The sequence below is a fragment of the Bradyrhizobium tropiciagri genome (genome assembly GCF_018130505.1).
In the GTDB taxonomy this organism is placed as follows: Bacteria; Pseudomonadota; Alphaproteobacteria; order Rhizobiales; family Xanthobacteraceae; genus Bradyrhizobium; species Bradyrhizobium tropiciagri_B.
The window spans coordinates 311,379-324,599 of record NZ_JAFCKH010000010.1; the positions used below are offsets into that span (position 1 = coordinate 311,379).

Sequence of the window (13,221 nt, forward strand, 5' to 3'; positions counted from 1 at the left end):
GGCCGACGCATGGACACCATCAACCAGCCCCTGCTCGACGTCCGCGACCTCTCGGTCGCGTTCGGCCGCTCGCTCGCGGTCGACCGCATCTCGTTCTCGATCAAGCGCGGCGAGTGTGTCGCGCTGGTCGGCGAGTCCGGCTCGGGCAAATCGGTCAGCGCGCTGTCGGTCCTGAAGCTGTTGCCCTATCCGGCGGCGTCGCATCCGTCGGGCGCGATCCGCTTCCGCGGCCGCGACCTGCTCACCGCGTCGGACCAGGAGATGCGCGAGGTCCGCGGCAACGACATCTCGATCATTTTCCAGGAGCCGATGACCTCGCTCAATCCGCTGCAGACCATCGAGACCCAGATCGGCGAGATTCTGTCGCTGCACCGGGGCATCGGCGGCTCAGCGGCGCGGGCGCGGACGCTGGAACTGCTCCGCCAGGTCGGCATCCCCGAACCGGAGACGCGGCTGCAGAGCTACCCGCACCAATTGTCCGGCGGCCAGCGCCAGCGCGTGATGATCGCGATGGCGCTCGCCAACGAGCCTGACCTGCTGATCGCGGATGAGCCGACCACCGCGCTCGACGTCACCGTGCAGGCGCAGATTCTGGCGCTGCTGGCCGAGATCCGCGCGCGGCTCGGCATGAGCCTGCTGTTCATCACCCATGATCTCGGCATCGTCCGCCGCATCGCCGACACCGTCTGCGTGATGAACAACGGCAAGATCGTCGAGCAGGGCCCGGTCGAGCAGGTCTTCACCGCGCCCCAGCATGCCTACACCCGCGCGCTGCTCGCCGCCGAGCCGAAGCCGGATCCGGCACCGCCGCAACCCGATGCGCCGGTGGTGATGTCGGCCGACAATCTCAAGGTCTGGTTTCCGATCAAGCGCGGGCTGCTGCGCTCGACCGTCGGCCACATCAAGGCGGTCGACGGCGTCAGCCTCGCCGTGCGCAAGGGCGAGACGCTCGGCGTGGTCGGCGAATCCGGCTCCGGCAAGACCACGCTCGGGCTGGCGCTGTTGCGGCTGATTTCTTCCGACGGCCCGATCGTGTTCCTTGGCAACGATATTCAAGGCCTGCGCTTCAAGCAGATGCGGCCGTTCCGCCGCGACATGCAGATCGTGTTCCAGGATCCGTTCGGCTCGCTCAGCCCGCGCCTGTCGGTGGCCGACATCATCGACGAAGGGCTCGAGGTGCACCAGAAGCAGTTGTCGCGCGAGGAGCGCGAGACGCGGGTGATCAAGGCCTTGAAGGACGTCGGCCTCGATCCGGAGTGGCGCTTCCGCTATCCGCACGAGTTCTCCGGCGGCCAGCGCCAGCGCATCTCGATCGCCCGCGCGGTGGTGCTGGAGCCGAATTTCATCGTGCTGGACGAGCCGACCTCGGCGCTCGACATGTTGTTCCAGGCCCAGATGGTCGACCTGCTGCGTGACCTGCAGCGCAAGCGCGATCTCACCTACATGTTCATCTCGCACGATCTGCGCGTGGTCGCCTCGCTGGCGAGCCATCTGATCGTGATGAAATCCGGCAAGGTCGAGGAGGAGGGACCGGCCTCCCAATTGTTCAAGAACCCGAAGAGCGACTACACCCGCGCCTTGTTCGCCGCCGCGTTCCGGATCGAGGCGGATAGCGGCGGCGCAGTCGCGACGTAACGCGGGAAGCCGACGACCTTTCCCCGCTTTTGCTCTCGTGAAAGCGGCGGACGGCTCCGGATTGCGCTCAAGCAATCCGAACTCCATCCATCTCTTTTTTAAGCGTGTTGCGCGATCTGTTTTCTACCTAGACGCGATTTAACGATCTGTGCTAAACTGGTGGTCATAGTGAACCACCAAGGCATTTCGTTATGACCACCCCGCAGGCCGACATAACGCCCGAGGTTGCACGGGAAGTTATGAGGTTGAACGAACTATACGTTGACGGCACTCTTCGCCTGTCGCTTGCTGCCGACAGCAGGGCTCTCAGCATCTCAGGCATGCTCGCTGCTGCGTCGACGCTGCTCGTCGGCTATGGCGCTTCCACGTTGCTGGCGATGACAACGATCGATAATCAAAAAGTGGCGCTCGGCGTTGCCGCGCTTTGGTGCGGTGGCATGTTCGCGACGGCATTGATTTTCTCGGTCCGCAGCGTTCGGCCGCGCAACTTCAATATTACCGGAAATTTCAAGAGTAGCTGGTCTGAATCGGAACTTCGGGGTTCGCTAGCTGAGGCCCTGTTGTCTCAGGCGTCGGTCTACGAAAATCAGGCTCGAAAAAATGTTCAAACCTTATCCTTGAATGCAATCTCGCTGAAAAAGACTCTATTTCTCACTGCGATTGCTGTTCCTACCGCAACAATAGTTGGTTTGCTGATCTTGTTTCTACCGACGCTCGCGAAGTTCGTAATGTAGGAGACTAATGATGCCCACTTTGCCGCCCGCCCCCATTCAAGAGCCGCCTCCTCCTCCTCAATATTCCGGTGGGAAGACCGTCCGGCGATCGGTTTGAACAAAAATCGAGCTTTGTTCCGTTCAGTTACGCGGGACGTGCTTGCAGACGATTCTGTTTCTCACGCGTGGTCTTGCTCTGGCAGGCTACAGCAGCCTCCCAGCCGCGATCCTTGCAGAAATCGAGACAGCTCCCGAAGCCAAGCCAAGCCAAGCCTCTCACAAGGGAGGCGTGGGTTCTCTTGTGGTTCAGGTCGGGCGCTTGATCGCGCTCACTTCACTTCCGGCTGCCTTGATCCGCGCGATCGCTGCTTGCGTGTTCTCCACCACGGTCGCCATGTGGTGCGCGTTGGCGTGCACGATCGTGGACGCATCGCGAACGATCGCGACATGACCCTTCCAGAAGATCAGATCGCCGCGCTTTAGATGCTTCGCTTCGGCGTCCGTCAGTTCTCGGCCGAGCCCTTCCTGCTGCATGTCGCTGTCGCGCGGGCAGCCGGTGCCGGCGGCGGACAGCGCGACCTGCACCAGGCCGGAGCAGTCGATGCCGAGGCTCGATTTGCCGCCCCATAGATACGGCGTGCCGGCGAAGCGTTCGGCGATCGCGACGAAATCCGGCTGCATCGCATCGAGCGAGGCGAGATGTTGACGCGGCAGGTACCAGCCTTCGCGGGTGATCGCAAAGGCACCGTCTTCACGAATCACGGTCAGCTTCGTTCCCATCACCGGCGCCTCGATCGGCGGCAGCTTGATCGACGGCCCCGGAAACGCCAGCGTGCGCAGCGCCGTCACCTTGTGCGTCGGCGCGGCGCCCGGCCGGGTCAAGGCCGCCTCGGCAATCCAGCCGACATAGCCGTCATCGGCCAGTTGCCCCCAGGCCCAGCCTTCGCCGTTGCGGTCGTAGATCGTGACGCGCTCGCCCTTCAGCGCCTGCGTCATCTGCTCGGCATCGGCCGCAGGCGCCTGGCGCAGCGGTACGATGGCCTCTGCGATCTCGTACTCCTGGCCCTCGACGAAGCGCGCGGCCTTGACCTTGCCTTCGAGATACTTTGCCGCGAGGTCGTCGCGGGCCGGTGTCAGGCGCGGGTCATGCATAGCGCTGGCTCAGCAGTTTGTAGATCGTCCGCGCGGCCTGGCACTCGCCGCCTTCGGGGCGGCCGGGCTTTGCCGACGGCGTCCAGCCGTAGATGTCGACATGCAGCCATTGTCCGGCGTGCTCGACGAAGCGCTGCAGGAACAGCGCACACGTGATCGAGCCGGCGAAGCCGCCCGACGGTGCGTTGTTGATGTCGGCGGTCTTGGAGTCGAGCCAGGCATCGTAGGCCGGCCACAGCGGCATCCGCCACAGCGGATCGTTCTCGCCCTTGGCGTGGGCGGCGACATCGGCGGCGAGCGTCTCGTCATTGGTGTAGAACGGCGGCAGGTCCGGTCCGAGCGCCACGCGCGCTGCGCCGGTCAGCGTGCCGAGATCGACCAGCAGCTCCGGCCTCTCCTCGTCGGCCAGCGCCAGCGCGTCGGCGAGCACCAGCCGGCCCTCGGCGTCGGTGTTGCCGATCTCGACGGTGACGCCCTTGCGCGAGCGGAAGATGTCGAGCGGGCGGAATGCATTGCCGGCGACCGCGTTCTCGACTGCCGGGATCAGCACGCGCAGCCGCAGCTTCAGCTTGGCGTCCATCACCATCTGCGCCAGCGCCAGCACGTTGGCGGCGCCGCCCATGTCCTTCTTCATGATCAGCATGCCGCTCGACGGCTTGAGGTCGAGCCCGCCGGTGTCGAAGCAGACGCCCTTGCCGACCAGCGTCACCTTGGGATGGGCGGGATCGCCCCAGGTGAAGTCGATCAGTCGCGGCAAGCGCGTCGACGCCATGCCGACGACGTGGATCAGCGGAAAGCCCTGTTCGAGCGCTTCGCCAGTGATGCAGTCAAAGCTGGCACCGAACCGCGCCGCGAGCTCGCGCGCGGCGTCAGCGAGTTCAGCGGGCCCCATGTCGTTGGACGGCGTGTTGATGAGGTCGCGCGCCAGCGCCGCCGCATCCGCCATCCGCGTGATATCGGCGGCGTCGACGTCGTCCGGCGGCACGAGGCGAACCTCGGGCACGTCGTTCTTGCGATAGCGGCCGAAGCGGTAGCAGCCGAGCGCGAACGCCAGCGAGGCGAGCCGCGTGTCGTGCGGCGCGTTGTCGAAGCGATAGACGCCGGGAGGCAGCAGGCCGGGCAGCGCGCCCGGCCGGAACGGATCGACGGCCTTGCTTGTCGCCTCCTCGAGCGCGAACAGCACCTGCGCGATGCTGCCGTCGGCCGCCGGCAAGGCGAGGTATTTGCCGGGCTTGGCGGCGAAGCCGTTGGCGTCGGCGAATGGCCGCGCAGGGGCCGGCAACGCGGTCCGGATCGCATCCCATGTCGCCTTGGTGACGAAGGTGATCGGTATGGCGGCGGAACTGGGGGCAGTTTCGAAGATCGATGGCATGCGGCTCTCGGCTGTTCTGGCCTCGTGCTCGCTACTACACGCCTTTCGCCGCGGTGGGTAGCGCGTCCGCACGGCGTGAGGAATGCCGCAGCACAAGGCGGCGATCGCCAATTAACCAGACGTTAGGGTTAACAGTCTATTGCTGACCCATTCGGCTCGGTCCATTCGCCCGATTTCATGAGTCAAAGTGCCATGCGTCGACAGTCCAACCCGGTCCGGCCCATTGCCCGGCATCTCGCCTTCGCGGCCCTTGTGGCGCTCCTGGGCGCAGGCCTCGGCGGCTGCCAGACCATGTCCGATGTGACGGGGTCGCTGACCGCCCGCAACGACCGGGTGCCTGACGATCCGCAGCGTGCCCTCGAAGTCTACGGCGAGCGCTATCGCAAGAATCCCAAGAATGTCGACGCCGCCCTTGCCTACGGCCAGGCGTTGCGCACCTCCGGCCAGCGCGCACAGGCCTGCGCGGTTCTGGAGCAGGCGACGATCGCCAATCCCGGCAACCGGCCGCTGCTCGCCGCCTATGGCCGCGCGCTCGCCGACAACGGTAATGCGCAGGCCGCCTTCGATGTGCTGAGCCGCGCCCACAGCCCCGACAATCCGGATTGGCGGATCCTCTCGGTGCAGGGCACCACGCTCGACCGGATGGGAAAGAACGAGGAAGCGCGCCGCTACTATGCGAGCGCGCTGCGGCTCGCGCCGGAGGAGCCGTCGGTACTGTCCAATCTCGGCCTCTCCTACATGCTGACCAAGGAATTGCCGAAGGCGGAGGAGACGCTGCGCCGCGCCTATGCCAGCGCGCGCGCCGACACCCGGATCCGGCAGAACCTCGCGCTCGTCGTCGGCCTGCAGGGCCGCTTCGCGGAGGCCGAAGGCATCGTCAAGGCCGACCTGCCGCCGGAAGAGGCCGCCGCCAACGTCGCCTATCTGCGCGACATGCTGAGCCGCAAGGACGGCCCGAAGACGGCGTCGCGTGCCGCGCCGGTGGTCGCCAAGGACGATTAGGGCGCACCATCCGTCCCGGCTTCGGCGCAGATCCAGTTCTTGAACGCGGCGATGCCGGGATCGCTATCGGCCTTTGGCCGGTGAACAAGATAGTAAGCGAGCTCGCAGTCCAACGCCTCACCGAACGGACGCACCAGGCGTCCGGCGGCCAGATCCAGCGCGACCAACGTCGTTCGGCCCAGGGCGACACCGCTACCGTTCATCGCGGCCTGGTAGGCTGCCGCCGAGTCATTGATCTGCAGGCCTCGCTCGCAATTGATGTCGGGACGGCCCGCGGCTTGCAGCCAGGTGCGCCAGGTCGGAAATGCGCTCTCAGCCGCCATCGAGCGATCATGAATGAGCGTGTGGTGCTTGAGGTCCTCCGGACCGCGCAGCGGGTGCGTGCCGTCGAGCAGGGCGCGGCTGCACACCGGGAAAAACGCGTCGCGTAACAGAAAGGTGGATTTGAGACCGGGCCAGCGGCCACCACCATAGCGAATGCCGATGTCCATCCGCTCAGCGGCAAAATCAACGAGGCGACCGCTGGTGTCGATGCGCAGTTCGTAGAGTGGATGGTTGCTCGCAAAGCGCTCGACCCGCGGCAACAGCCACTTGTCTGCAAAGGCAGGCGGGACCGTCAGGCTGATGGTGATCTGGCCGCGCGACGCCTTCAGGCGCTCGAAAGCGATCGTCAGATGATCGAAACCGGCCTGAAGTTCGGGCAGTACGGCACGTGCGGTCTCGGTCAACTCCAGTCGCGCGGGGCCCGCCTGCGAGCGGTGAAACAGCTCGACCCCTACGACCGCCTCAAGGCCGCGAACGAGGCTGCCGACCGCGGCGGGGGTTACGTTGAGTTCGTCTGCGGCCGCCACATAGCTGAGGTGCCGGGCCGCCGCCTCGAAGGCGCGGAGCGCGTTTAAGTGATTGGGCGCTCTCATAAATTTCCGCGCAATTTTTTCTACGTCGCCAGCACAGATCATCTCAGTTGTGACCGTCGAGGTCAACGATCATGGTCCTGCTCACGGATCGCGCGCTCCGGTTACGACCTCAAAAACATCGGAACCAGGAGAAAGATCATGAAACTGTCAGACAAAATCGCTCTCGTCACCGGCGGCACCTCCGGCATTGGACTCGAAGCTGCAAAGCTGTTTCGGGAGGAAGGCGCCAACGTCATCATCGTCGGGCAAAATCAGGCCCGGCTGGACGCTGCGGCGAGCCAACTCGGCAAAGGCGTCACCGCGCTGCGTGCCGACGTGACCAAGCCGGCTGACATCGAAGGCGTCATCAATCAGGTCCGCGAGAAGTTCGGCCGTATCGACGTGCTGTTCGCGAACGCCGGCATGGGCCTGGCGGCTCCCCTGGAGGCCGTTACCGAGGATCAGATCGACACGCAATTCGGGGTGAACTTCAAGGGCGTCTTCTTCACCGTTCAGAAGGCGGCGCCGCTGCTGTCCAAGGGCGGCAGCATCGTCATCACGACCTCATTCCTGAACGAGGTCGGCACACCCGGGCTTTCGATCCTGTCCGCCACCAAGGCCGCCGTGCGTTCGCTGGTCCGCACCCTGGGCGCAGAGCTTGCGCAGCGCGGCATTCGCGTCAATGCCATCAGCCCCGGCCCGGTCAGCACGCCGTTTCACGGCAAGCTTGGTCTCTCCGCTAAGGAACTTGATGAAACGGCCTCGGCGATCGAAAGCCAGGTCCCGCTGCATCGCTTCGGCGAGCCCGCGGAGATCGCCAAGGCTGCGCTGTTCCTCGCCAGCGAGGATTCTGCCTTCATGACGGGATCGGAGGTCGTCGTCGACGGCGGCATATCGCAGCTTTGATGCTGGGCTTGATGCCCACAGGCCCGCAAAAGAAAACGCCCGGCCAGGCCGGGCGTTTGCCGCTCAGTGCATGTTCGCGATCTTGATGTAGGACGGCCCGAGGATGACGATGAACAGGCAGGGCAGGAAGAACAGGATCATCGGCACGGTCAGCTTGGGCGGTAGCGATGCCGCCTTCTTCTCGGCCTCGTTCATGCGCATGTCGCGGTTCTCCTGCGCCATCACGCGCAGGCTCTGGCCGAGCGGCGTGCCGTAGCGTTCGGACTGCTGCAGCGCCATGCACACCGACTTGACGCCGTCGAGCCCGGTGCGGCGTGCGAGGTTCTCATAGGCCGCCTTGCGATCCTGCAGGTAGGACAATTCGGCGGTGGTCAGCGCGAACTCCTCCGACAGCGCCAGCGATTGGCCGGCGATCTCGTTCGCCACCTTGCGGAAGGCGACTTCGACCGACATGCCCGACTCGATACAGATCAGCAGCAGGTCGAGCGAATCGGGGAAGGCGCGCTTGATCGAGAGCTGCCGCTTGGCGATGGCGTTCTTCAGGAACAGCATCGGGGCCTGCAGGCCGGCATAGGCGGCGCCGATGCAGATGCCGATCTTGAGCGTGAGCGACCAGTGCGTGCCTGCGATCAGGAAGGTGTAGACGGCCGCCAGCAGCAGCATCACGATCGGCGCGATCGCGCGCGCGAACAGGAAGGTGACGTAGGGAGCATGGCCGCGATAGCCGGCCATGATCAGCTTCTCGAGCGCGGATTCCTGCGCCAGCCATTTGGTGAGGTTGAGATCGTCCACCACCTTGGAGACGACCTGCTTCGGCGTCTGGCGCAGCGTGACCTTCTCCGCCTTGGCGAGCCGGTCGCGCTCGCGCTGGCGGATGCGTTCGCGCTCGCTGGCGACGGCCTTCATGCGCTTGTTGAGATCGCTGCCGGCGAACAGCGGCATCACCAGCGTATAGACCGTCGCGCTTGCCGCGAAGAAGGCAAGCATCATGGTCATGAACCTGGGATCGTGGAGCTTGGCGATCAGGAAATCAATCATGCTGCACCGTCAGAAATCGAAATTGATCATCTTCTTCATCACCATCACGCCGATCGACATCCAGACGAGACAGCAGACCAGCATCAGCTGGCCCAACGAATTGGTCCACAACAGCGCGATGTAGTCGGGCGTCGTGATGAACACGAGGAGCATCACGATGGGCGGCAGCGAGCCGATGATGCCGGCGGAGGCCTTGGCTTCCATCGACATCGCCTGGATCTTCTCGGACATCTTCTTGCGGTCGCGCAGCACCTTGGACAGGTTGCCGAGCGCTTCCGACAGGTTGCCGCCGGACTTCTGCTGGATCGCGATCACGATGCCGAAGAAGTTCGCCTCCGGCAGCGGCATGCGCTCGTAGAGCCGCGAGCAGGCTTCGCCGAGCGGAATGCCGATCGCCTGGGTCTCGATGATCTGGCGGAACTCGCTGCGCAGCGGTTCGGGCGAATCGTTGACCACCACCTTGATCGATTCGAACAGCGGCAGGCCGGCCTTGATGCCGCGCACGATGACATCGACGGCGTCGGGCAGCGCCTTCAGGAAGGCCTTTTCGCGCCGCTTCTTCTTGAAGCTGAGCAGCCAGCGCGGTGCGCCGAGACCCATCGCGAAGCCGATGCCGGCTGCGCCGAGCATCCCGCCGCCGGCCATGAATGCGACGCCGAAGCCGACGAGGCCGAGCACGCCGGAGATGATCCAGAACTTCTGCTCGGACCATTCCAGCCCGGCCTGCGAGATGCGCAGGCTGAGCGGGACCTTCTTGTCCTGCCGGCTGCGCGCCTCGAGCTCCTTCAGCGATCCCTCGACCTGCTCGCGGCGCGAGCGCTGCGTGCGGTCGGCGCCGCGGGCGGCCGCGGGCTCAGTGCGCGCCACCGACGCGCGGCGGGATGCAGCCTTCTTCTCGCCGGAGAGATAGGGATACAGGAACACCCAGGCGATGCCGCCCACGGTGGTGGCGGCGAGGAAGGCCAGAGCGAGGGTTTGCGTTTGCATCGCGCGCTCCCGTTAGGCCGGCGGCGGAGCTTCGGAGGCGTCGATCGCCGCCGCAAGCCGCTTCTCTTCGCCGAAGTAGCGCGCGCGCTCCCAGAACCGTGGCCGGCCGATGCCGGTCGAGCGATGCTTGCCGATGATCTTGCCGTTGGCGTCCTCGCCGACGATGTCGTAGACGAAGACGTCCTGGGTGATGATGGTTTCGCCTTCCATGCCCATCACCTCGGTGATGTGCGTGATGCGGCGCGAACCGTCGCGCAGGCGCGCGGCCTGGATGATGACGTCGATCGAGGCGCACATCATCTCGCGGATGGTGCGCGACGGCAGCGCGAAGCCGCCCATCGTGATCATGGATTCGCAGCGCGACAGCGCCTCGCGCGGGTTGTTGGCGTGCAGCGTGCCCATCGAGCCGTCGTGACCGGTGTTCATCGCCTGCAGCAGGTCGAATGCCTCCGGTCCGCGGACTTCGCCGACGATGATGCGCTCGGGCCGCATACGCAGGCAGTTGCGCACCAGTTCGCGCATCGTCACCTGGCCTTCGCCTTCGATGTTCGGCGGCCGGGTTTCCAGCCGTACCACGTGCGGCTGCTGCAGCTGCAGTTCGGCGGCGTCCTCGCAGGTGATGATGCGCTCGTCGTGCTCGATATAGTTGGTGAGGCAGTTCAGCAGCGTGGTCTTGCCCGAGCCGGTACCGCCGGAGATCAGCACGTTGCAGCGGACCCGGCCGATGATCTGCAGGATGGCTGCGCCGTCCGGCGTGATCGCGCCGAACTTGACCAGCTGGTCCAGCGTCAGCTTGTCCTTCTTGAACTTGCGGATGGTGAGCGCGGGGCCGTCGATCGCCAGCGGCGGCACGATGGCGTTGACGCGGGAGCCGTCGGCGAGGCGGGCGTCGCAGATCGGCGAGGATTCGTCGACGCGCCGACCAACCTGGCTGACGATGCGCTGGCAGATGTTGAGCAGCTGCTGGTTGTCGCGGAAGCGGATGCCGGTGCGCTGGATCTTGCCGGCGACTTCGATGAACACGGTGCCGGCGCCGTTGACCATGATGTCGGCGATGTCGTCGCGCGACAGCAGCGGCTCCAGCGGGCCATAGCCGAGCACGTCGTTGCAGATGTCGTCGAGCAGCTCTTCCTGCTCGGCGATCGACATCACGATGTTCTTGATCGCGATGATCTCGTTGACGATGTCGCGGATTTCCTCGCGCGCCGATTCGCTGTCCAGCTTGGCGAGCTGGGCGAGGTCGATCGCCTCGATCAGGGCGCCGAAGATGGTCGCCTTGACCTGGTAGTAATTGTCCGAGCGGCGGGCTTCGACGACGGGCGCGGGCGGCGGCTTGGCGGGTGCCAGCGGCGGAGACGGCATCACCGGCGCCGCGGGCTCGCGCGCCACCGCCGGCGAGCCGGCAGGTTCCGGCGCCTGATATGCGGGCTTGGGCGCCCGCACGTCCCCATCGTTTCCGCTACGCTTACCAAACACGACGTAACTCCATGCGGTTCGCTACTTCGCCCGCAGCTTTTCGAGCAGCGGCGACAGGAACGATCCTTTCGGCTTCTTGGTCTCGGCGCGGCCGGTCAGCCGCTGTGCCATCTGCAGGAACATCTCGACGGCGCGATGATTGGCGGCGATCTCCGCGATCATCTGGCCGTTGTTGGCGGCCGAACCGAAGATCTGCGGATCGAACGGGATGGTGGCGATCGGATCGCTCTCGATCGCCTTGGCGAATTCGCCGGCCGCGATCTCCGGGCGCTTCGGTATGCCGACCTGGTTCAGGCAGTACAGCGGCGCGCGGTCGTTGGGCCGCGACGCCTTCAGGAGGTCGAACATGTTCTTGGCGTTGCGCAGATTGGCGAGATCGGGCGCTGCCACGATCAGGATGTCGTCGGCCGCGATCAGCGCCCGCTTGGTCCAGCCGGACCATTGATGCGGCACGTCGAGCACGATGCAGGGCATCGTGGTGCGGAGCGTGTCGAAGATCGCATCGAACGCCTCGGTGCCGAAATCGTAGACCTTGTCGAGCGTCGCCGGCGCGGCCAGCAGGCTGAGATGGTCGGTGCATTTCGACAGCAGGCGGTCGACGAAGGCGGTGTCGACGCGGTCGGGCGAGAACACCGCGTCGGCGATGCCCTGCACCGGGTCCTGGTTGTAGTTGAGGCCGGCGGTGCCGAATGCGAGGTCGAGATCGGCGACCACCGAATCCAGCGCCAGATCGCGGGCAATCGCCCAGGCGACGTTGTGGGCGATGGTCGAGGCGCCGACGCCGCCCTTGGCGCCGACGACGGCGATGATGCGGCCGACCGCCTTGGCTTCAGGCGCCGTGAACAGGCTGCAGACCGCGCGCACCACGTCGATCGCCTGCGCCGGCGCGATCACGTAGTCGCTGACGCCGCGGCGCACCAGCTCGCGGTACAGCGTGACGTCGTTGATCTTGCCGATCACGATCACGCGGGTGCCGGCATCGCACACCGTGGCGAGCTGGTCGAGCCCGTTCAGTATGTCGTTGCGGCCCTCGGTCTCGAGGATGATGACGTTGGGCGTCGGCGCCGAGCGATAGGCCTCGACGGCGGCCGGCAGGCCGCCCATCTGGATCTTGAGATGCGCCTTGGCGAGCCGGCGGTCTTCGCCGGCCGACTGCACCGCGGCGGCGGTCTCGACCGTCTCGCAGAATGCCTGGACGGAAACCCGCGGCGCCGGCGCGATATGATCCTCCGCGGCCGGCGGCGTGTCGTCCGTTTGCTCTTCGGAGTTTTGTCGCGCGTAGGTGATCATTTGCCGGTGTCGCTGAGCTTGGCCTTGTCGGCCTCGGGATAGGTCGTCGCGGTGGTGTTACCCTTGCGATATTTTTCGAAGGCGATATTGCGGCGCGACGTATAGGCCGGAGTTTCCGCGCGCGGCTGCACGATGTCGGTCGGATCGGCGACCATCGCGGCGAGGTTGCGCTGATTGGCGCAACCGAAATTGTAGTACGATTTGTTCTGCGTATAGGACTTGTTGTAGATCGACGGGCCGAGGTCCTCCGGCCACACGCCGCACGGCCCGGCGACTGCCGTCATCTTCGGATAGTTGACCCGGATCGCCGGCATCTGGCGCGGGTCCTCGGGATGATAATTGCGGACGATGATCCCGCGCGGCGGCACGCCGGCGGCGGCGAAGCTGGCCTGGATTTCGCGCAGCGATTCCTGGGCGGCGCGCGCGTTCGCGGTGTTGATGGGGACGTCGACGGTGACGGCGCCGGTGCCCTCGCGCATCCAGTCCTGTGCCATTCCCATCACCTCGGCGCGCTGCTCGGCGGTGAGGCCGCCGCGGCTGCGGCCGACGAACACCACGATCGAGCGATCGGCCTCGGTCACCGCGATCGGATGCCGCTGGCGGTAGTCGGCCGGCGCGTCGATATAGGCAAGGCTGTTGTCGGCGGCGTGCTGGCAGGCGCCCAGCGTCACCGCGAGGCCGATCAGCGACGCTGCGAGACCGAGCGGGTGCCTGCGTTGGGCCGAAGTCGTGGATGTCGTCTTTGTCATCGTCC

At 65.6% G+C, this 13,221-nt stretch carries 12 protein-coding genes; 4 read left to right on the forward strand and 8 right to left on the reverse strand.

All coding sequences use genetic code 11. The features are described from left to right. Window positions 1-9: 9 nt before the first annotated feature. Entirely contained in the window at window positions 10-1,635 is a 1,626-nt protein-coding gene (locus JQ633_RS25720; protein WP_211987884.1) for an ABC transporter ATP-binding protein, read from the forward strand. A 191-nt stretch (window positions 1,636-1,826) separates the two neighbouring features. Next, entirely contained in the window at window positions 1,827-2,369 is a 543-nt protein-coding gene (locus JQ633_RS25725) for a hypothetical protein (protein WP_211987885.1), read from the forward strand. Window positions 2,370-2,654: 285 nt separating this feature from the next. Here the strand turns inward: JQ633_RS25725 and JQ633_RS25730 are convergent, their stop codons facing one another. Together JQ633_RS25730 and JQ633_RS25735 are read right to left on the reverse strand one after the other, a co-directional pair. After that, complete coding sequence (locus JQ633_RS25730; protein WP_211987886.1) at window positions 2,655-3,500, reverse strand: NlpC/P60 family protein; 846 nt, start codon at window positions 3,498-3,500, stop codon at window positions 2,655-2,657. Then, entirely contained in the window at window positions 3,493-4,872 is a 1,380-nt protein-coding gene (locus JQ633_RS25735; protein WP_211987887.1) for a leucyl aminopeptidase family protein, read from the reverse strand. Before JQ633_RS25735 ends, JQ633_RS25730 begins: the two co-directional genes overlap by 8 nt. Window positions 4,873-5,064: 192 nt before the next feature. Between JQ633_RS25735 and JQ633_RS25740 the strand changes: the two genes are divergently transcribed. Further along, complete coding sequence (locus JQ633_RS25740; protein ID WP_211987888.1) at window positions 5,065-5,874, forward strand: tetratricopeptide repeat protein; 810 nt, start codon at window positions 5,065-5,067, stop codon at window positions 5,872-5,874. On the opposite strand, the gene gcvA is transcribed toward JQ633_RS25740, so the two are convergent. Then, window positions 5,871-6,791 (reverse strand): transcriptional regulator GcvA, encoded by a 921-nt coding sequence (gene gcvA, locus JQ633_RS25745; RefSeq protein ID WP_211987889.1) that lies wholly within the window; start codon window positions 6,789-6,791, stop codon window positions 5,871-5,873. The two genes, JQ633_RS25740 and gcvA, sit on opposite strands and share 4 nt — an antisense overlap. On the opposite strand from gcvA, the gene JQ633_RS25750 reads away from it, so the two are divergent. Continuing rightward, window positions 6,774-7,676 (forward strand): SDR family oxidoreductase, encoded by a 903-nt coding sequence (locus JQ633_RS25750; protein ID WP_349631609.1) that lies wholly within the window; start codon window positions 6,774-6,776, stop codon window positions 7,674-7,676. The two genes, gcvA and JQ633_RS25750, sit on opposite strands and share 18 nt — an antisense overlap. A gap of 63 nt (window positions 7,677-7,739) precedes the next feature. Here JQ633_RS25750 and JQ633_RS25755 read toward each other — a convergent pair whose 3' ends face one another. From JQ633_RS25755 to JQ633_RS25775, 5 genes are read right to left on the reverse strand one after another with little or no spacing between them, the layout of a single operon-like run. Beyond that, complete coding sequence (locus JQ633_RS25755; protein ID WP_211987890.1) at window positions 7,740-8,714, reverse strand: type II secretion system F family protein; 975 nt, start codon at window positions 8,712-8,714, stop codon at window positions 7,740-7,742. A gap of 9 nt (window positions 8,715-8,723) precedes the next feature. Further along, on the reverse strand, window positions 8,724-9,701 hold the full coding sequence (locus tag JQ633_RS25760) for a type II secretion system F family protein (RefSeq protein ID WP_211987891.1): 978 nt from the start codon (window positions 9,699-9,701) through the stop codon (window positions 8,724-8,726). Between the two features lie 12 nt (window positions 9,702-9,713). Then, window positions 9,714-11,177, reverse strand: coding sequence for a CpaF family protein (locus JQ633_RS25765; protein ID WP_211987892.1), 1,464 nt, complete (start codon window positions 11,175-11,177; stop codon window positions 9,714-9,716). Window positions 11,178-11,198: 21 nt separating this feature from the next. After that, window positions 11,199-12,467: an AAA family ATPase gene (locus tag JQ633_RS25770; RefSeq protein ID WP_211987893.1), complete on the reverse strand. Its 1,269-nt coding sequence runs from the start codon at window positions 12,465-12,467 to the stop codon at window positions 11,199-11,201. After that, on the reverse strand, window positions 12,464-13,216 hold the full coding sequence (locus JQ633_RS25775) for a CpaD family pilus assembly protein (RefSeq protein ID WP_211987894.1): 753 nt from the start codon (window positions 13,214-13,216) through the stop codon (window positions 12,464-12,466). The genes JQ633_RS25770 and JQ633_RS25775 overlap by 4 nt, the downstream gene beginning before the upstream one ends. Window positions 13,217-13,221 lie beyond the last annotated feature (5 nt).

What these genes read in the sequence shown, in the direction of transcription:
- JQ633_RS25735 (WP_211987887.1), bottom strand. Translation starts at nt 4,872, where the DNA reads ATGCCATCGATCTTCGAAACTGCCCCCAGTTCCGCCGCCATACCGATC.
- JQ633_RS25725 (WP_211987885.1), top strand. Translation starts at nt 1,827, where the DNA reads ATGACCACCCCGCAGGCCGACATAACGCCCGAGGTTGCACGGGAAGTT.
- gcvA (WP_211987889.1), bottom strand. Translation starts at nt 6,791, where the DNA reads ATGAGAGCGCCCAATCACTTAAACGCGCTCCGCGCCTTCGAGGCGGCG.
- JQ633_RS25755 (WP_211987890.1), bottom strand. Translation starts at nt 8,714, where the DNA reads ATGATTGATTTCCTGATCGCCAAGCTCCACGATCCCAGGTTCATGACC.
- JQ633_RS25760 (WP_211987891.1), bottom strand. Translation starts at nt 9,701, where the DNA reads ATGCAAACGCAAACCCTCGCTCTGGCCTTCCTCGCCGCCACCACCGTG.
- JQ633_RS25770 (WP_211987893.1), bottom strand. Translation starts at nt 12,467, where the DNA reads ATGATCACCTACGCGCGACAAAACTCCGAAGAGCAAACGGACGACACG.
- JQ633_RS25720 (WP_211987884.1), top strand. Translation starts at nt 10, where the DNA reads ATGGACACCATCAACCAGCCCCTGCTCGACGTCCGCGACCTCTCGGTC.
- JQ633_RS25730 (WP_211987886.1), bottom strand. Translation starts at nt 3,500, where the DNA reads ATGCATGACCCGCGCCTGACACCGGCCCGCGACGACCTCGCGGCAAAG.
- JQ633_RS25775 (WP_211987894.1), bottom strand. Translation starts at nt 13,216, where the DNA reads ATGACAAAGACGACATCCACGACTTCGGCCCAACGCAGGCACCCGCTC.
- JQ633_RS25740 (WP_211987888.1), top strand. Translation starts at nt 5,065, where the DNA reads ATGCGTCGACAGTCCAACCCGGTCCGGCCCATTGCCCGGCATCTCGCC.